At 64.9% G+C, this 17,365-nt stretch carries 18 protein-coding genes; 12 read left to right on the plus strand and 6 right to left on the minus strand.

The features are described from left to right. Nucleotides 1-25 precede the first annotated feature (25 nt). Nucleotides 26-1,093: an acyl-CoA dehydrogenase family protein gene (locus tag AC5Y5E_RS17080; protein ID WP_426629011.1), complete on the minus strand. Its 1,068-nt coding sequence runs from the start codon at nucleotides 1,091-1,093 to the stop codon at nucleotides 26-28. Then, nucleotides 1,090-2,256, minus strand: coding sequence for an acyl-CoA dehydrogenase family protein (locus tag AC5Y5E_RS17085; protein ID WP_499904021.1), 1,167 nt, complete (start codon nucleotides 2,254-2,256; stop codon nucleotides 1,090-1,092). The genes AC5Y5E_RS17080 and AC5Y5E_RS17085 overlap by 4 nt, the downstream gene beginning before the upstream one ends. Before the next feature lie 140 nt (nucleotides 2,257-2,396). On the opposite strand from AC5Y5E_RS17085, the gene AC5Y5E_RS17090 reads away from it, so the two are divergent. From AC5Y5E_RS17090 to AC5Y5E_RS17100, 3 genes are all read left to right on the plus strand, one after another. Continuing rightward, entirely contained in the window at nucleotides 2,397-3,569 is a 1,173-nt protein-coding gene (locus AC5Y5E_RS17090; protein WP_067920423.1) for a thiolase family protein, read from the plus strand. A 292-nt stretch (nucleotides 3,570-3,861) separates the two neighbouring features. After that, nucleotides 3,862-4,653 (plus strand): enoyl-CoA hydratase/isomerase family protein, encoded by a 792-nt coding sequence (locus AC5Y5E_RS17095; protein WP_083169651.1) that lies wholly within the window; start codon nucleotides 3,862-3,864, stop codon nucleotides 4,651-4,653. A gap of 287 nt (nucleotides 4,654-4,940) precedes the next feature. Beyond that, complete coding sequence (locus tag AC5Y5E_RS17100) at nucleotides 4,941-5,687, plus strand: FadR/GntR family transcriptional regulator (RefSeq protein WP_083169427.1); 747 nt, start codon at nucleotides 4,941-4,943, stop codon at nucleotides 5,685-5,687. Between the two features lie 44 nt (nucleotides 5,688-5,731). Here the strand turns inward: AC5Y5E_RS17100 and AC5Y5E_RS17105 are convergent, their stop codons facing one another. Next, nucleotides 5,732-7,267, minus strand: coding sequence for an AMP-binding protein (locus AC5Y5E_RS17105; protein WP_083169425.1), 1,536 nt, complete (start codon nucleotides 7,265-7,267; stop codon nucleotides 5,732-5,734). Nucleotides 7,268-7,646: 379 nt separating this feature from the next. On the opposite strand from AC5Y5E_RS17105, the gene AC5Y5E_RS17110 reads away from it, so the two are divergent. The 6 genes from AC5Y5E_RS17110 (at nucleotide 7,647) to AC5Y5E_RS17135 (ending at nucleotide 11,707) form a co-directional block, all read left to right on the plus strand. Then, the gene (locus AC5Y5E_RS17110) at nucleotides 7,647-7,814 is read left to right on the plus strand and encodes a hypothetical protein (RefSeq protein WP_499904022.1); all 168 of its coding nucleotides are present in this window, start codon (nucleotides 7,647-7,649) and stop codon (nucleotides 7,812-7,814) included. 68 nt (nucleotides 7,815-7,882) lie between these two features. Continuing rightward, a complete protein-coding gene (locus AC5Y5E_RS17115; protein ID WP_499904023.1) occupies nucleotides 7,883-8,164 on the plus strand; it encodes a hypothetical protein in 282 nt (93 codons plus the stop codon). Between the two features lie 87 nt (nucleotides 8,165-8,251). Beyond that, nucleotides 8,252-8,785, plus strand: coding sequence for a PaaI family thioesterase (locus AC5Y5E_RS17120; RefSeq protein ID WP_142274852.1), 534 nt, complete (start codon nucleotides 8,252-8,254; stop codon nucleotides 8,783-8,785). A 67-nt stretch (nucleotides 8,786-8,852) separates the two neighbouring features. After that, complete coding sequence (locus AC5Y5E_RS17125; protein ID WP_499904024.1) at nucleotides 8,853-9,731, plus strand: TIGR03619 family F420-dependent LLM class oxidoreductase; 879 nt, start codon at nucleotides 8,853-8,855, stop codon at nucleotides 9,729-9,731. Between the two features lie 372 nt (nucleotides 9,732-10,103). Further along, entirely contained in the window at nucleotides 10,104-10,547 is a 444-nt protein-coding gene (locus AC5Y5E_RS17130; protein WP_426629006.1) for a Zn-ribbon domain-containing OB-fold protein, read from the plus strand. Then, a complete protein-coding gene (locus AC5Y5E_RS17135) occupies nucleotides 10,487-11,707 on the plus strand; it encodes a thiolase C-terminal domain-containing protein (RefSeq protein WP_499904025.1) in 1,221 nt (406 codons plus the stop codon). The genes AC5Y5E_RS17130 and AC5Y5E_RS17135 overlap by 61 nt, the downstream gene beginning before the upstream one ends. Nucleotides 11,708-11,759: 52 nt before the next feature. Here AC5Y5E_RS17135 and AC5Y5E_RS17140 read toward each other — a convergent pair whose 3' ends face one another. Continuing rightward, a complete protein-coding gene (locus AC5Y5E_RS17140) occupies nucleotides 11,760-12,650 on the minus strand; it encodes an SDR family NAD(P)-dependent oxidoreductase (protein ID WP_067921681.1) in 891 nt (296 codons plus the stop codon). Then, nucleotides 12,629-14,146 carry an aldehyde dehydrogenase family protein gene (locus tag AC5Y5E_RS17145; RefSeq protein ID WP_499904026.1) on the minus strand — a complete coding sequence of 506 codons (1,518 nt, stop codon included), beginning with the start codon at nucleotides 14,144-14,146 and terminating at the stop codon, nucleotides 12,629-12,631. The genes AC5Y5E_RS17140 and AC5Y5E_RS17145 overlap by 22 nt, the downstream gene beginning before the upstream one ends. Nucleotides 14,147-14,400: 254 nt before the next feature. Between AC5Y5E_RS17145 and AC5Y5E_RS17150 the strand changes: the two genes are divergently transcribed. The 3 genes from AC5Y5E_RS17150 (at nucleotide 14,401) to AC5Y5E_RS17160 (ending at nucleotide 17,098) form a co-directional block, all read left to right on the plus strand. Next, a complete protein-coding gene (locus AC5Y5E_RS17150) occupies nucleotides 14,401-15,411 on the plus strand; it encodes an alpha/beta hydrolase family protein (protein WP_499904027.1) in 1,011 nt (336 codons plus the stop codon). 119 nt (nucleotides 15,412-15,530) lie between these two features. After that, entirely contained in the window at nucleotides 15,531-15,950 is a 420-nt protein-coding gene (locus tag AC5Y5E_RS17155) for a Zn-ribbon domain-containing OB-fold protein (protein WP_499904028.1), read from the plus strand. Further along, nucleotides 15,947-17,098, plus strand: coding sequence for a thiolase family protein (locus AC5Y5E_RS17160; RefSeq protein WP_083169419.1), 1,152 nt, complete (start codon nucleotides 15,947-15,949; stop codon nucleotides 17,096-17,098). The genes AC5Y5E_RS17155 and AC5Y5E_RS17160 overlap by 4 nt, the downstream gene beginning before the upstream one ends. Here AC5Y5E_RS17160 and AC5Y5E_RS17165 read toward each other — a convergent pair whose 3' ends face one another. Beyond that, complete coding sequence (locus AC5Y5E_RS17165) at nucleotides 17,099-17,365, minus strand: cytochrome C oxidase subunit IV family protein (protein WP_174814303.1); 267 nt, start codon at nucleotides 17,363-17,365, stop codon at nucleotides 17,099-17,101.

Raw genomic sequence — 17,365 nt, forward strand, 5'->3', positions numbered from 1 at the left:
CTAGCTGACTACGTTGTTGGTCGGACTAGAAGACGCCGCTGCTCAGTGCGGTGACGACTTCCCATACGCCGTCGGGTGATTCGAGCACCAGTTCGCCGAGACGGTGTTGCCATTGCCGCTGCACCCCGAACTCCGCGCGCCACGCCAGTGCCCGAGAGGTGAAGTGGCGTAGCCGGTGGTCGAGGGTGAACCCGATCGCACCGTGTACCTGATGCGCGTTGCGCGCCACCAACGTGGCGGCGCGGGCGGCTTCGATCTTCGCGATGGACACCGCGAACACGCCGGGTGGGGTATCGAAGCCGTGGGCGGTCACGGCTTCGACGGCAAACTCCGAGGCCGTCTTCGCCAGCGCGATCGAACTCGCGGCGCTGGCGATGAGTGCCTGCACCGCCTGGAATTTCGCGATGGGCCGGCCGAACTGTTCACGCTGCTGGGCGTGCTCACATGTCAATGCGAGCGCACGTGAAAGCGCCCCGCATGTCTGCACCGACCGCGCCAGCGCGCCGCGCAGGCGGAACTCTTGCGCCGGCGACCCCGCCACCTCGATGCACCACTCGGGCTCAAGCTGAATATCGATGTGCACCCGACCGCCCGGCTGGCCGGCGATGTCGAGGACCGGGTCGATCCGAGCCGCTGCCAGTGGGACCTTGGCGATAAACCCGTCGCCGGCGACGACGAGCGCCTCTGCGGCACCGGCCCAGGGCACATCGTCGAGCACGGCGGTGAGCCGGCGCTCGCGCAGCTGCTGATCGGTCACCGCAGCCGTCATGACGCCAAAATCTGCGGGCAGGTCAGCGATACCCACTAGCCACGATGCCAACAGGTCGTGCTCGGCCAGCGGGACCGGGGCCGCGTGGTACCCGCACGCCTCGAGCACCACCGCTAGTTCCCGCAGACTCGCGCCGGCGCCCCCGCGCGCTTCCGGCGTGGTCAACAGAGTCAGGCCGGCGCCGGTCAGCGTGCTCCAGAGTTCAGGGCTGTACTCGAGATCCACGCGCTGCACGTCGAGCAGGGGCTCGGTGCTCGACGCGAGAATGTCATCGGCCAGTTTGCGAACCGCGAGCAGGTCGGCGTCGTCGGTCGCCGTCGTCATCGCAGCCCCAAACCGCGTGCGACGACGCCGCTGAGGATCTCGTTGGTTCCTCCCCGAAGCGTGAAGCCGGGAGCATGCAGGATGCCCTCGGCCAGCAGCCGGGCCACGTCGTCGTCCGCGTGCACGCCCGGGCGCACGACTGCCGCAGCGCTGGCCGTGTCCACCACCGCGCCCTCGTAGCGCGTGCCGAGATCCTTGATGACCGCGGCGGCGATCCCAACCGGCTCGCCGCGGCTCAACGCGGCGGCCACCGAAGCGGACATCTGCCGCAGGGTCGCAAGCTGGGACACCAGATCACCGAGATCGGAAGCCGCCCAGGGATACTCCCGATGCATGTCGCTCTTGAAAGTGCGGGCAAGCGCCTCGAGCAGCGGTTGGGTGGAAAGGATGCGCTCGGGCCCGCTGCGTTCGAATCCCAACTCGGAGGTGACCTGCGCCCAGCCGTCCCCGATATCGCCGAGCACCATCTCATCGGGCACGAAAACCTTCGACAATGCCACCTCGTTGAAGTGATGCGCCCCACTGAGCAGCCTGATCGGCCGGATGTCGAGGCCGGGGGAGTCCAGAGGGACCACGAACTGACTGAGCCCCTCATGACGCTTCGCGACGTCGAGTTCGGACGTGCGGGCCAGCACGACGAACGCGTGAGCGTGGTGTGCGCCCGAAGTCCACACCTTGGTGCCGGTCAGCTCCCACCCGCCATCGACGCGAACGCCGCGCGTCTTCACACTGGCCAGGTCGGACCCGGACTCCGGCTCGCTCATGCCGATCGCGAAATAACACTCGCCGCGGGCGATGGCCGGCAGGTAGCGCTGCCGCTGCTGCTCATTCCCGTACTTCAGGAGCGATGGTCCCGCTTGGCGGTCGGCGACCCAGTGCGCGGCCACCGGGGCGCCGGCGGCGAGGAGTTCCTCAATCACGACGAATCGTTCGACGTGGCCGAATCCGCCTCCCCCGTATTCGCGGGGAAACGTCATGCCCAGCCATCCCCTGGCGCCGAGTCGGCGGCTGAACCCGGGATCCCACGAGGCGATCCACGAGTCGACCCGCGGCGTCCAGCCGTGTTGGGCACGGTCGTCGTGGATGTACTGCCGCACCTCGGTGCGCAGGCCCTCCGTTTCGGGTGGCAGCGCGCGGAAAGGCGGCACCAAGGCACTCGTCATCCGGTACATCCCAACCAGTCGTTAAGCGGCAGCTAAACCGTTTACTTATTCAGAAGGTAACTCACCCGGTGCTGGGCGCCCAAGGTGGTGTACAAAGTATCTAATAAATTCAACTGATTTGGCAAAGAGAGGGATTTGCGATGCGAGATGCGGTCATCGCCGCCGCGGTGCGGACACCGATAGGCAAGCGCAACGGCGGTCTGGCGGGCCTGCATGCCGTCGAAGTCTCGGCCACCGTACTCAACGAACTCATCGCGCGCGCGGGGCTGGATCCCGCGCTCGTCGAGGATGTGCACTGGGGGAACGTCATCAGCATCGGCCAGCAGTCCGGAAACATCGGTCGCATGGCGGTGCTCGCCGCCGGATGGCCGGAATCGGTGCCGGGCTTCACGGTGGACCGGCAGTGCGGCTCGTCTCAGCAGGCCATCTCGACGGCGGCGGCGGCTGTGGTGTCCGGGCAGGCCGACATCGTCGTCGCCGGAGGCGTGGAGATGATGTCCAACGTGCCGATGGGCGCCGCCACCGTCCCCGGTACCGGCGACATGGGCGGGCCCGCGGTCGAACGGTACGCGTCCGAGCTGACGGCGCCGGGCTTCAACGGAAGGTTCAACCAGGGGGCGGGCGCCGAACTCATCGCCGAACAGTACGGGCTGTCCCGTACCCAGCTCGACGAGTACTCGGTCGAATCGCATGAGCGTGCGGCGGCGGCGCAGGACGACGGGCTCTTCGTCGACGAGATCGTTGCCGTGCGCACAGCGGCCGGCGACGTCATCGCTGACGAGGGAATCCGGCGCGGGTCGACGGTGGAGAAGCTGGCCACGCTGAAAGCGCCGTTCCTCGACGGCGGAAAGATCACGGCGGGCAACGCATCACAGATCTCCGACGGGGCCGCCGCCGTGCTCATCACCACGTCGGAACGGGCCGCCGAACTCGGCATGACGCCACTCGCGCGCGTGCACACCGCGGTCTGCACCGGCGACGACCCGGTGAAGATGCTGACCGGACCCATACCGGCGACGCAGCTGGCCCTGAAGCGCTCCGGCTTGGATCTCGGCGACATCGCCTTCTTCGAGGTGAATGAGGCGTTCGCCCCGGTTCCGCTGGCGTGGCAGGCGGATACCGGCGTGTCCCGCGACAAGCTCAACCCCGTTGGTGGCGCGATCGCGTTGGGCCACCCGCTGGGCTGCTCGGGCGCGCGGCTCGCCACGACCTTGATCCACCACATGCGTCGCACGGGTGGCCGCTATGGCCTTCAGACCATGTGCGAGGGCGGCGGAACGGCGAACGCCACGATCTACGAATTGCTCGAGTGATCTTCGTCGGTCACCGCTCGCGCCCGCAGCTCGCCGCGCTGTGCCGTATGTTCGGCATGACCCGCGTGTTTGGCCGTGGCGGTCGCGCGCGTAGCTTGCGGCTTGCTCACTGCCTCGGCAAACCAGGTCGGCGTGATCTACACCCGGTCCCGCGTGAATCCCGCGGCTAGCCCCTCCGTAGGTGACGCATCGGTCATGGAGCGCCCTATAACGGCAAAAATGTTAACTAATTTAGTGCCCGGTGGACGAGTGGAGTTCTGTCGACAGGACTCCGGTCTGGAGGAGGCTCGTGTTGGACGAACTGCAATGGTCGGTGCGCGACGGCGTGGGCACCATTCGGCTCAACCGGCCCGAAGCGCGCAACGCATTCACTTTCGAGATGATCCGCGAGTGGGCTGAACTGCTACGGGCTGCCAAGCACGACGACGAGGTGCGGGTGCTGGTCCTCACCGGCACGGGGGACAAGGCCTTTTGTTCGGGCGTCGATCTCTCCTCCATCTCAAACGCCAATCCCAACCTGACGCCCCTGCAGCGCAAGAGCCAACTCCACGACGAGATCCATCAGATTGCTCACACACTCGCGGATCTGGACAAGCCGGTGATCGCATCGATCAACGGCGTCGCGGTAGGCGCAGGTCTCGACATGGCTCTGATGTGCGATATGCGCATCATGTCGATGTCGGCGAGAGTGTCCGAGGGCTACGTCAGGGTCGGATTGACCCCCGGCGACGGCGGCGCCTACTATCTTCCGCGCATCGTGGGTACGTCCAAGGCCCTTGAGTTGCTCTTGACGGGGGACTTCATCGACGCCCACGAGGCGCTTCGCATCGGACTCGTCAACCGTTTGGCCACTCCGGAAACCCTGGAAGAGGAGACGGTGAAGTTCGCGCAGTCGATCGCCCAGCACGCCCCGGTGACCGTCCGCATGATCAAACGCGCCACCTACCAGTCCGCCGACGTCGACCGGCGCACGGCACTGGATCTCATCTCGTCGCACTTCGCGGTGGTCGCTGCGACCGAGGACGCGGCGGAGGCGTTGGCGGCCATGCAAGAAAAGCGCCCACCGAAGTACGTGGGCAGATGAGGAGCACCCGGTGAGCGGCGATACCGCCCACGTAGGCGAGTAGAACTAAGGTCTGGCCCAAGCGGCGCCATTGCGCTCGACGCACCCGCAGATCAAAGTCACAGGTCACCTGGTGGACTTTCCGTATCCGGCGCGGAAACTGGCATCTCCACGCGGCAGCCGCATTGGCCAGAACGCGCGCGATATGGTCATCAGATTACAATCAATCAAATGATTCCGATAGATGGACTCATTCCTATCGGGTAGGCGGTGCTGGTGTCTGTGGCGACGAGGAACGGTGTGACGCGATGAAGAAGTCCACGATCGTCAAAATTCCGAAGGCCAGTGAACTGGTGGCAGCAACCCTTCGGCGCCAGATCGTCACCGGTGAGCTGAAGCCGGGCGAACTACTCCCGAACGAAGCCATCCTGATGCAGCAATTTGGTGTCTCCCGGCCAACGCTGCGTGAGGCTTTCCGGATCCTGGAGTCCGAGGCGATCATCACGGTCCTGCGGGGGGCACGCGGTGGCGGACGCGTGCTGGAGCCTGACGGGGCGGTCGCCGCACGTTACATGGGAATCCTCCTGCAGTACCAGGGCACCCCGCTGACCGACGTGTACCAGGCGCGCACCGAGATCGAGGTGTCCGCGGTGGGGATGTTGGGTGGCTCCAAGCGCAGGTCCGCCATTCGCACGCTCGGGGAATTGGCGGCCGAGGCCGAGGAACTTGTCGATGACGACGACGCTTTCGCAGCGCACGATCTCAAGATCCACTCCGCCATCGTCGAGGCGACCGGTAACATGACGCTGGCGGAGCTGAGCAAGATGCTGTTCCACATCATCGACGCGCACAACGCGTTGTTCATCGCGTCGCACCCGCGCGGATCCAGCAGCACCGTGAACAAACAGGCCCAGCGCGCATACGCCCGTCTGGTCAAACTGCTCTCAGACGGCGACTTCGAAGCCGCGCAACGCCATTGGCGTCGCTACCTCGAAGCAGCTGAAACTTTCATGGTTGGCGAAGCCGACTCGACTCTCATCGAGGTGCTGTCTTAGCAGATCACGGTCTGGCCAATCGCTCTGCGAGCAGGTGGCGTCTCCTACCGCGCGACGTTGGCGCCGCCCGGATAGCCGCCGCCGCCGTAGGCCGCGTCGAGCGCGTCGTAATCGGTCACCCCGTTCACGGTCGGGATCACCTCCACGAACTCGACGAACTTCGGCTTCTTGTATGACGCGATGCGTTCACGGCAGTGTTCGATGATCTCTGCGGCGGTGAGCGTCCGCCCCTCCTCGAGGACCACGATCGCCTTGACCGACTGCGTGAACGTCGGATCGGGCACCCCGATAATCGCCGCCTGCTTGACGGCCGGGTGCGCGGCCAGGCAGAACTCGACCTCGGGCGGATAGATATTCTCGGCCGCCGACTTGATCATGCGCGTCAGCGTGCCCATGAATTCGATGGTGCCGTCCGCCTCGCGACGCCCTCGATCGCGAGTGTGCCACCAGCCGTTGCGCATTCGCGCCGCGTTGGTCGCCGGCCGGTTCCAGTATCCGAGGTGAACGGTGTCACCGCGGATCGCTATCTCGCCGGGTATGCCGTCGGGTACCTCGTTGCCCTCGGCGTCCACGATGCGCACCTGGCATAGCGGGGAAGGCCGGCCGGAATTGCCGATCCCGGACGTGCCCCACGCGTTGAGCAGGGCCAGGCCGGAGACCTCGGTCTGACCGAACCCGCCGGTGTGCTGTGCCCACAGGCGGTCGTCTGGGGGCAACGCGTCGCCCCACACGGGAGCGAACGGACCGGGGCGCAGCGAGCTGATGTCGTGTTCGGCCTCCTTGTTGAGTTCCAGCATCTTGATGATCGTAGGGGGCATCAGGAAGGCCGACGTGACCTTCTCCGCCTCGATGAGTCTTAGCAACTCCGCTTCGTCCACCCGGCGGACATAGACGTTCGTTCCTCCCATGACGAACGTAGGAAGCGAATCGAACTGGAAGTTGCCGATGTGGAATAGTGGGCCGGAGTTCACGAACACGCTCGAGTGGTCGGTTTCGGTAACCCTGCCTGTGAGCATCGCCATCGTCGTCAAATTGCGCTGGGAGAGCATCGATCCGGCTGGGCGGTCGATGATGGCGGCGGTGTAGATGACGAGGAGGGCGTCGTGCGGGTCGGCCTCGGATTCCACTGGATCCGTGGCGAACTCGGCAACACGGCGGTCATAGCCGTCGGCATCGTCGGAGTCGTGTCGGATCCAGACCGCGGACCCGCCGGCGAGGGTGCGCGCTTCGGCGACCTGAGGCGCGATTTCCTCCTCCTGCCACACGATGATCTTCGGGTCGAAGTCGTCGATGACGAAGGCGAGTTCGTGGCCCGACTGCCGCCAGTTGGCCGGGCAGATCATCGCCCCGAGGCGGGCGCATGCGATCATCAACTCGAGAAATCTGGACGAGTTCTGCGCAAGCCACAGCACCCGGTCGCCGCGCCCAACGCCGTGGTGCACGAGCAGTCGCGCGGCCTGATTGACGCGGTTGTCGAATTGCGGCCAGGTGTACCGAACCGGCCCGTCGATCACCGCCAGGCGGTCCGGATACCGTCGCCGGTGTTCACTGCATATGTCGGACAGAGTGAGGTCGGGCATCGCACTCCTGGTTCGCTCGCGTGTCGGCTCGACGCGACGCCGGCCTGAGGCGATGCTCAGATCCGGCAATCGCTTAGACCACATTACACTGTAAGGTGATGCTGATCACTACCGCGTGGTGCCGTTGACGGCCTTGTCAAGCTCCTCGTCGGCCAGGCGAGGTGACGTTAGTATCTGAACCGACGTCACCGGAGGATCGGAGCCTGCGATAGCCGAGAACAGTCGGTCAACCGCTGAAGCGCGTCGGTCCGCGGCTCGCAACAAGCCCCCGGCGCTCACCGAAGAACAGATCGTCGCGGCCGCCCTCGAGATCATTCGCGCCGAGGGGCTGGAAGCCCTGTCGATGTGTCGGCTATCGCGTCAGCTGAAGCGTTCGGCGATGGCCGCCTACTGGTACGTCTCCGACAAGCGGGAACTGCTGGATCTCGTGGCCGGCAAGCTCCTGTCGCGCGTGGAGATACCCGATCCGGATTCCGGCCCATGGGATGAGCGACTTCGTGCGGTCATCGACGGGATCGACGCGCAGCTGCACGTCATCCGGGTATAGCGACCATCCTGTTGGAGCGGATGCGGAGCACAGATCGACGGCTGATGAACGGCATCATGTAGATCCTGATGAGCGCCGGCTTCGAGGGGCCCGAGGTTTTCTTGTCGTACGCGATGATCCACACCTACCTGTTCGGGCGGTATCAGGTCATCGAGTTCGAGGACGACCTCGACCCACCCGACTTGGAGGACACCATCGTCGAGCTCAGACCGCACCTCGCCGGGTTGCACGGCCGGGACTTCTTCAGCTACGGGGTCGACACCATCATCGAGGGACTACGTGCCCGTCTGGCCGCACCGCGCGGCGCCGCCCCCGGGCGCAAACCGAGAGCTGCGCGCCCCAAGAAGTGATTCGGATCAGCTGGTTCCCGGCCGGCGTCACGGGTATGACTGTACGGTGTACGGTCACATGACAAGGCCCGGGTGGAAGGGATGCAAATGAGCGACACCGCATGGGAGTCCGATCTGGGGTCGTGGGTCGGCGCCGACTTCCAGGCGATGCCTCGCACAGAAGGCGGAGTCGCTCTCTGCGGGGCATGCATGCGGACCGGTGAGTGCCGGCTCGGCGTAACGCAGGAGGAACTGCGTACCGACGACGTTCTCACGTCGAACCTCGCGTGCCCACCCGATCACGAAGGTGGGCCGAACGTGGCCCACGGCGGATGGACCGCTTCCGTGATGGACGAGATATTGGGCCACGTCCCAATCGCTCACAACCAGCTGACGGTCACCGCGACACTCACGGTCAACTTCAAGAAGCCGGTGCCCATCGAGCGCCCGCTGCAAGCGCGCGCGTGGATCGACAAGATCGACGGGCAAAAGTGGTTCATTTCGGGCGAATTGGTGCTGTTGCCGAGTGAGGCCGTCCTCGCGACGGCTACAGGCATCTGGATCGCGCGAGACGTCGGCCATTTCGCCCGACACCGCGCCTGGCTCGCCGAGCAGGACGCGTCGGCCGAGGACTTGCGTTGACTGCGCACCGATCAGCTCGGAGTCGAAGGCTGCCGTTGAGGAGGAGCGGGTAGTGCAAATAGGTCTGATGGCGACGGCATGGGACGACCCGCGCGACTGTGTCCGTCTGGCGGTGATGGCAGAGGAGCGTGGCATCGAGTCGATCTGGTTCGGTGAGCACAGTCATCTGCCGGTCGGTGAAGACCACGCATTCGTTCGCCAAATGCCTGAGTTCTACCGCCGGATCCCGGATCCTTACGTCGTGTTGGCCGCGATCGCTGCGCGGACCAGGGTTATCCGGCTCGGTACCGGCATCGCTTTGCCAGGTCAAGGCGATCCACTTCACCTTGCCAAGACCGTCGCCAGCCTTGATGTCTTGTGCGGCGGGCGCTTCGAGTGGGGAGTGGGTTACGGCTGGAACGAGACGGAGCTGCGCGATCACGGGATCGATCCGAGGTATCGGATGAGCCGTTTCGGGGAGGTCCTCGCGGCGGTGCGCGGACTCTGGACACATGATCGTTTTACGTTCGGGGGCGAGCACATTCAGTTCGCCGAGTGCTGGTCATACCCGAAGCCGGTACAGGCGCCGGGCCCGCCGATTCTGCTGGGCTGCCGTGCAACCGCACGTGCCTTCGAGCAGTTGGTCGACCACTGTGACGGTTGGCTGCCCAGCATCGAGCAAGCGCTCGATACAGCCGATGTGTCCATCGCGAAGCTGCGCAGCCGGTTCGCAGAAGCCGGCCGCGATCCGGCCTCGCTTCAGCTGACCTTCATGGACTCTCGCGGCTTCTGGCTTGACGTCGACACGGACACTTACAAGACCAAGCGTCGAGTGAAGCGGGCGACAGTCGAGCGGGTTCGCGACCTCGGGGCCGATCGGTTGATCGTCGGAATGCCGCTGTTCACTGTCGACACCATAGAGCCGATGCTCGACGCCGTTGCCGAACTCATCCCCGCAGCGGCCTGAGGAATTGCGGACCGCAACGAAAGGCATCCCGTGAACAAGAGATTGACGGGCAAGCTTGCCTTGGTGACCGCCGTCTGGCAAGAGGCTGGGCGGCGCCACATTACGGCGTATAGTCGAGAGTTCGACGACAGGGTCCTTCCACCCCCCCTTCACCGCCGAATGGCTTACACCATCGAAAAGAGTGATCAGCTTGAGTCAAACGATCGACTCCCCGGTGGATGTCTCCCTCGAGCCGGAGAAGAGCCTGAGGCAGAAGTGATCGCTCGAGTGGGTATCTGGATTCGTTCTACGCCAATAACGTTCATTCTTGGTCGGTGCAGGACATTCCGCTCTAACGTCAATCCATCGATCGGCTTCGGATAGGAGCGCATCATGTCGGTCAGTGACGAGGATCTGGTCAAACGCTTTCCCGGCCAAACGATCACACACGACAACGCGGACCATTATCGCGGTCGCCTGGATCATCGACTTTTGCTGGGCAAGTGCCGCTCCTGCCAGCGCTGGCAGTCCCCACCCAAACCCGTGTGCCCGCAGTGCTGGTCGTTCGACGTCGAGTCGGCACCGGTTTCCGGCGATGGCACCATCTACATGGCGATCTTCCTGCGCCAGGGTCCGCCTGCCCCCGGTGTCGACTACTCGACGCCCTACCCGGTCGTGACCGTAGAACTGGACGAGCAGCCGGGGTTGCGATTCACCGCGACCGTGTTAGGAGCGGAGAACGACGCCATTCGCATCGGCGAGCGGGTGCGGCTGGGTTGGATCGAACGTGCCGGCATGCCGGTTCCGGTCTTCGAATTGAGCGGGGCGGCCTCGTGAGGAACGCCCTGAAGGACAACGTGGCAATTGCCGGTGCAGCGACCACCGGATTCGTCGCGAAGAATTCCGGACGCAGTCAGACCTCGCTGGCCGCGGAGGCCGCGATCGCAGCGATCCGCCAGTGCGGTTTAGGGAAGAACGACATCGACGGGCTATGCGGAAGCTGGCCCGCGGCACGCGAACTGCAATCGGCACTCGGCTTGCCGCGGCTGACGTGGTTCGGAAACCCCTTCATCCCGATGGTGGATCACGTTGCGACGGCGGCGGCCGCCGTCCACGCCGGTTTGTGTGACACGGTGCTGGTGTATCACGCGGCCTATCGTGCCGCGTGGAACACCGGCGGAGCGCTGAAGGATCCGTTTCGACGTATCGCTACGCCCGGACTCTCGGATCCCCACCCGGGGCCCGATACGGTCGCCGCGGCCGCCGGCTACACGGCGTGGGCATCGCGCTACATCTACGAATTTCACACGAAGCGGCAAGATTTCGGCATCGTTGCGCTCAACGCCCGAGCTAATGCCATGCGTAACCCGGCCGCCGCGATGCGTGAACCGATGTCGATGGACGACTACCTCAATGCCCGAATGATCCGCGACCCATTGTGCCTGTACGACATGGACGTCGCCGTCGATGGCGCCGACGCATTCATCGTGACCACCACCGAGCGCGCCCGTGACTTACCGCTGCCGCCGGTCCTCATCAATGCAGCTGTGCTGGGGCAGGTTTCGCCGAACGAGGAGGACCAGACCGCGAGCCTGCGGGCGAACGGTCAACCCGTGGTCATCGAAACCCTAAAGGCCAAGGGCGACTTCTGGATCGACGACATCGATGTCTACTTCCCGTACGACGGTTTCTCGCCGATCGCGCTGAACTGGATCGAAAACGCGGGGTGGTGCGGGCCAGGCGAGGCGGGGCCGTTCCTGCGCCGGCACTGGATGCCGGACGAGGGCCGGGTTCTCATCAATGGGCGGATTCCGGTCAACCCGCACGGCGGTTCGCTTTCAGAGGGCGCCACGCAGGGGTCCGGTCACATCCGTGAAGCCGTCCATCAGCTTCAGGGTCGGGCGGGGGAGCGGCAGGTCAACGGCGCCAAGCGTGCACTGATCACCGCGGGCGGGTTCTTCTTCAACGCTCAGGGCCTCATGCTGCACACCGGCTGACGACGAAATGGCCCGCCGACATCACGATCGGCGGGCCACCATCGTCAGGCTTTCAGCGGTCGATCCGCTCGCGAACGTCGTCGGGGATCGCGCCCGCCGTGATGTCGCCGGATGCCCCGGTATCGGTCGGGAAGATGATCGACGTGCGGGCGAATTGGCCGCCGTCGGCCGAGTGCAAGGTCTGTCCCGACATGTACTCCGACTCGTCCGATGCGAGGAAGAGCGCCACGTTCGCGTTGTCCCGCAGCGTTGGCGGGCGGTTGAGTCGAAGCGGCATCGCACGCTTGTCCGGATCCCAGGGCGACATCTCCTCGTAGGACTTTCCGAGCACCTCGGCATGCGGGGGCAACGCGAAGTTCACGGACATGCCGTGCGTCGGAGCGAACCCGATAGCCCGTATACCGAACTTCCCGAACTCAAACGCGGCAGCGCGTACCAGCCCATTCGCCGCCGCTTTTGACGCCGCGTACATGGGGAATCCCGGGTACGCGGTGAACGCCGCGGCCGAGGTGGTCGCCAGAAGCGTGCCGGTTCGGCCGTTGGCGATCATCCACTTCGCCGCGTGCTTCCAGGCGAGATAAATGCCGGTCACATTCACTGCGAAGATGTTGTTCCAGTCGACGAGTTCGGACTCGGCCAACGGCGTCATGCCGAACCCCGGCTCCGGGATCCCGGCATTGCCCCACATCACGTCCACCCGACCGAACCGTTCGACCGTCGTCGCGACGAGACGCTCCATGTCCGCCTCGACCCGCACGTCGGCGTCGATCCACACTGCCTGGCCCCCGGCGTCGATGACCTCCTGCGCCACCCGCTGTGCCCTGCCGGTTACCACGTCGCTGGTGACGATCTGCGCGCCCTCGGCCGAGAACAGCAGCGCGGCTTCGCGACCCAGTCCCGAACCCGAGCCGGTGATCGCAATTACCTTGTCTTGCAGCCGCATTGCAGTGCTTCCCTTGCAGATAAGGTCAGTGAACCGGGCTGGCAATGGTCTTGATGCGAAGGTAATCGCGGAATCCCGCGATACCGTGCTCGACGCCGTCGCCGCTGATGCCATAGCCACCGAAGGGTGCATCCGGAGCGAGATAGAACGAGTTGTTGATGTTCACCGTTCCGGCCCTGAGCTTGCGGGCTACCGCCCATGCGCGCTCCTCGTCGCCGGATTGCACGTATCCCGATAGGCCGTACCGTGAATTGTTGGCGATCCGCACAGCTTCGTCGTCGTCGCCCTCGTAGCGGATGACGCTGAGAACCGGGCCGAAGACCTCCGTCTGCGCGATCTCGGAGTTTCTCGTCGACGTCGGCCAGCACTGTCGGCTCGTACCAGAAGCCCTTGCCGTTGCGGTCGCCGCGCTTTCCGCCGCACAGCAGGCGCGCACCCGCCTCGACGGCGCGGTTCACCAGACCCTCCATGCGCTCCAACTGCTCCAGGCGGATGATCGGACCCACCACGTTGGCGGGGTCCTTGGGGTCACCCCATGGAAGGCTGCCGACCTGGCCGGTGAGGCGCTCAAGCACTTCGTCGTAGATGTCGGCGTGCACCACCAGCCTGGTCCCGAGGGCACAGCCCTGACCACTGCTGGACATGCACATCGCCACGCCCATACCGCAGGCCATGTCGAGGTTGGCGTCGGGCAGGACGATGTTCGCGGACTTGCCGCCGAGTTCGAGTACGGTGTGGCGGATGCCGTTGGCGGCCCGCTCGGCGATGCGCTGGCCGACGGCGGCCGAGCCGGTGAAGTGGTAGAGGTCGATGCGTTGGTCGGCCGTCATCGCGTCACCGACGAGGCTCTTGTCCGCGCCGCTGAGCGTGTTGATCACGCCGGCCGGAATGTCGGTGGTCTCTGCGGCGATCTTGGCGAGCAGCGCTGCGGTGAGTGGCGTGTCGGGCGCGCTCTTCAGGACGACCGTGTTACCCGTGGCCAATGCGTGGTGCATCTTCCAGATGCCGGTCATGAACGGTGCGTTCCACGGCGTGATGGCGCCGACGACTCCGTACGGCTCGTACCGCACCCGGTGGGCGCTGGGCATGCCCATCACCTCATAAGGCGGTAGATCCTCTTCCCACGGAAAGGACGTGCAGAGGTCGTTGAAGTAATCCATGCCGTCGATCCAGAAGTCGACGTGCGTGTAGATCACCGAGCTCACCACGCCGGCCTCGGCGGTCACGACGTCGCGGAGTTCCTGACTCTCCTTGCGCAGGCCGAGTTGCAGCTGCTCGAGGCAGCGCCGCCGGAACTCGTGGTTGGTCCCCCAGTCGGTTTCGTCGGCGGCTCGGCGCGCCGCGGTGATCGCGTCGTCCACGTCGTCTGCCGACGCGTCGGCAGCCGTACCGACGACGGACTCGTCGGCCGGGTTAAAGACGTCATAGCGCTCTCCCGAGCGGGCTTCCCTGAACTCTCCGTCGATGAAGAGTCGGCCCTCGTAGTCATCGGGCATCTGAGCAGTCCTTTCTATTCGGATCTACGCGGAGATCGCGTTCCACGCGGCGGAACGGATGGTCGCGCGCGTCAAGGTTCGCCGCGCTCAGGGTTACGCCTTCGGCAACTAAATCTTACGCTGTAACGTGATGTCAAGCACAGCCGTTGCAGGTCGTTTTGTCAGATAGATTGTTTAGATCAATAACGCTCCCGGCCCGGCCATGCGAGACTTCGCAGAGCCAACACGTAACCCGGAGACCAGGGAGTGCGAATATGCCAAAGACCGCAACCACGAACGCGATCCGGCATGATCTCGCCGTGGATGTGTCCGGCAGTTGCGAGATCGACCATCGGCTGACGGTGGCGGCCACCGTGTACCTACCGCCGGCGGATTCGGTCGCCGATGGCGCCGCAGTCCTGTTCGCACTGCCGGGCGGCGGATACAGCCGCGGCTACTACGACATGCACTTTCCGGGACATCGCGGCTACTCCCAGGCCGAGCACCACGCGTCGCGTGGGCTGGTCCTGGTCGCGATCGACCACCTCGGGGTGGGGCAGAGCACCCCAGCGGTGTGTGGCGATCTGCGTGCCGAGGACATTGCCGCGGCGAACCACGCCGCGGTGAAGCGGATTGCGGAGCTACTCGAATCCGGGCACGCCGTCGCGGGATATCCGCCGTTTCGCATCGCGCGGCGCATCGGAGTCGGCCAGTCGATGGGTGGCGCAATCACGATCATCATGGCCGCTCGCCACCGCGCTTACGACGCCATAGCTGTGCTCGGCTTCAGCGCGGTACACACCGTCCTACCCTTCCCGGAGCAGTCGGTATCCGCCGAGGTCGCTGAACGGGTCGGCGACAGCCGACGCGATGCCGATCCTCACACGCAGTCCGTGGCCGACACGGCTGCGCGCATCCCGGACTTCCTCTATCCGTTCTTCTGGTCGGACATTCCCGCCGACATCTTGGAGGCCGACACCCGCCATGGCTATCCATTGCGGACCGAGGCGCCGCCGTTCGGGAGTGCCACGCTACCCAGTTGTGCTATCGCGATGCTGTCGCCCGGCTACGTTGCCGAGGATGCGGCGGAGATCGACTGCCCGGTGTTCGTCGGTGCGGGCGAACGCGATGTTCTGCCGGCGCCGCACCGAGAGCCCGCAGCTTACGAGAATTCGTCTGACGTAACGATCTTCGTTAGCCCGCGGATGGCCCACATGCACAACTTCGCATCCACAAGGAAGATGCTGTGGGATCGGCTTGTCGCTTGGAGTCTGGCCCTGGTCTGAGGGGGCGGGTCGGATCGTAGGCGCCGGTGCTGGGTTGACGCCCGACATCGCGCTCACTAAATTATTTAGATAATAACTGTAATGCTTCGCCGTGCCTTGGCAACGGTGAGGCAGTGATGATGGGAGCAACGTTGGGCGCGAATCAACAGCCGGTCGCGGAGGGCCTGTTCACGTGGCCCTCGGATGAGCCCCAGCTGATCGCCTCCGAACACAACGGCCGCTTGACCTTTCCGGCCAAGCCCGGGGAGGCGCAGGTTCTGCTCAAGCGCCGTGGCACGTTATGGGGGTTCACCACCCAGCAGTTCCGGCCTCCGGCTCCCCCGTACGACGGCAACGACACGGCGGAGACATTTCAGCCTTATGCGCTCGGGTACGTCGAACTGTCCGGACAGCTGCTCATCCAGGCTCGGTTCACCGAGTCCGACCCGGCGAAACTGTCCATCGGCCAGCCGATGGAACTGGTAGTCGTCCCGTACACCACGCGGCCCGACGGGACCGAAGTACTGACTTACGCATTCGCTCCCGTGGAAGGGGAATGACCGTGACGGACGTGGCAATCGTCGGTGTGGGCTTACATCCGTTCGGCCGCTACGGCGACAAGCTCGCATTGGAGATGGGCGCGGAAGCGGCCAAGCTGGCCCTCGAAGATGCGGGCACCGACTGGACTCGTGTCCGGGCGGCGTACGCAGGAAGCTACGAGGTGTCCAACCCCGATGCCATCGTGAGTTGGCTTGGCCTGACGGGCATTCCCGTGCGTGGAGTGTTCAACGGGTGCGCGACCGGCGGGACGTCGCTGCAGATGGCGGAGCAGGCGATCCGGCACGGCGAGGCCGATGTCGCGATGGCGATCGGCTTCGACAAGCATCCGCGCGGAGCGTTCGCCGCCGATCCGTCGGTGGTGGGACTGCCCAGCTGGTATGGCCAGACGGGCCTGTTCCTCACCACGCACTTCTTCGGTACCAAGATCAACAAGTACATGCACGACCATGGGATCTCCGTTGAGTCGCTTGCGCGCATCGCGGCTAAGAACCTCTCCAACGGGGCGATCAATCCCCAGGCATGGCGGCGCAAGGCGATCTCCGTGGAGGAGATCCTGAATTCCCCGGTGGTGAATTACCCACTGACGCAGTACATGTATTGCAACCCCGACGAAGGTGCCGCGGCGCTGGTCCTGTGCCGTGCCGATATCGCACACGAGTTCACTTCCGCGCCGGTCTACGTACGTGCCGCGGAACTTCGTACCCGTCGCGAGGGCGCCTTCGAATTGCAGAGCCCATCGTTACCGCTCGACTCCGCCCCCAGTCCCACGGTGGATGCGTCGCGCGCAGCATATGAGAGGGCAGAAATCGGCCCCGAGGACGTCGACGTTGCGCAGCTGCAGGACACCGACGCCGGATCGGAGCTGATTCACATGGCCGAGAACGGCTTTTGCGCCGACGGTGAGCAGGAGAAGTGGATCTCCGAGGGTGACACCGAGATCGGCGGTCGCCTGCCCGTCAACACGGATGGGGGGCTGATCGCCAACGGCGAGCCCATCGGCGCATCGGGCCTTCGCCAGGTCTACGAGATCGTGCTTCAACTCCAGGGCCGGGCCGGCCAGCGTCAGGTGCCCAACGATCCGCGGGTGGGCTACACCCACCTCTACGGCGCACCGGGCGCGTCGGCGGTGTCGATCCTGTCACGCTGATCACAACCACAGGTACATGCCGGACAAGACCAGCCACAGGACGACGCAATAGCCCTCGAACATCACACGCAGGATGAGCGGCGCTTCCCGCAGCTCCATAAAGTCGAGTCCGATGAACCGAACCTTGACTATGGCGAGGCCGAGAACCAAAATTGCAATGGCCGAGCCGGTCTCGTGTTTGGCACCGAGCATCCACGACAGAATCGTAACGAGGATGAGGGCCAGCCACACTGGCGTGGAACGGGCGCGCAGGAGTGAAAGCGGCAT

The organism is Mycobacterium sp. NGS54 (assembly GCF_059812465.1).

Coding starts and splice junctions, on each gene's coding strand:
- AC5Y5E_RS17130 (WP_426629006.1), top strand. CDS start 10,104: ATGTCGGTCAGTGACGAGGATCTGGTCAAACGCTTTCCCGGCCAAACG.
- AC5Y5E_RS17110 (WP_499904022.1), top strand. CDS start 7,647: ATGGCCGCCTACTGGTACGTCTCCGACAAGCGGGAACTGCTGGATCTC.
- AC5Y5E_RS17100 (WP_083169427.1), top strand. CDS start 4,941: ATGAAGAAGTCCACGATCGTCAAAATTCCGAAGGCCAGTGAACTGGTG.
- AC5Y5E_RS17145 (WP_499904026.1), bottom strand. CDS start 14,146: ATGCCCGATGACTACGAGGGCCGACTCTTCATCGACGGAGAGTTCAGG.
- AC5Y5E_RS17105 (WP_083169425.1), bottom strand. CDS start 7,267: ATGCCCGACCTCACTCTGTCCGACATATGCAGTGAACACCGGCGACGG.
- AC5Y5E_RS17160 (WP_083169419.1), top strand. CDS start 15,947: ATGACCGTGACGGACGTGGCAATCGTCGGTGTGGGCTTACATCCGTTC.
- AC5Y5E_RS17150 (WP_499904027.1), top strand. CDS start 14,401: ATGCCAAAGACCGCAACCACGAACGCGATCCGGCATGATCTCGCCGTG.
- AC5Y5E_RS17115 (WP_499904023.1), top strand. CDS start 7,883: ATGAGCGCCGGCTTCGAGGGGCCCGAGGTTTTCTTGTCGTACGCGATG.
- AC5Y5E_RS17120 (WP_142274852.1), top strand. CDS start 8,252: ATGAGCGACACCGCATGGGAGTCCGATCTGGGGTCGTGGGTCGGCGCC.
- AC5Y5E_RS17080 (WP_426629011.1), bottom strand. CDS start 1,093: ATGACGACGGCGACCGACGACGCCGACCTGCTCGCGGTTCGCAAACTG.
- AC5Y5E_RS17165 (WP_174814303.1), bottom strand. CDS start 17,365: ATGCCGCTTTCACTCCTGCGCGCCCGTTCCACGCCAGTGTGGCTGGCC.
- AC5Y5E_RS17125 (WP_499904024.1), top strand. CDS start 8,853: ATGGCGACGGCATGGGACGACCCGCGCGACTGTGTCCGTCTGGCGGTG.
- AC5Y5E_RS17085 (WP_499904021.1), bottom strand. CDS start 2,256: ATGACGAGTGCCTTGGTGCCGCCTTTCCGCGCGCTGCCACCCGAAACG.
- AC5Y5E_RS17140 (WP_067921681.1), bottom strand. CDS start 12,650: ATGCGGCTGCAAGACAAGGTAATTGCGATCACCGGCTCGGGTTCGGGA.
- AC5Y5E_RS17090 (WP_067920423.1), top strand. CDS start 2,397: ATGCGAGATGCGGTCATCGCCGCCGCGGTGCGGACACCGATAGGCAAG.
- AC5Y5E_RS17155 (WP_499904028.1), top strand. CDS start 15,531: ATGGGAGCAACGTTGGGCGCGAATCAACAGCCGGTCGCGGAGGGCCTG.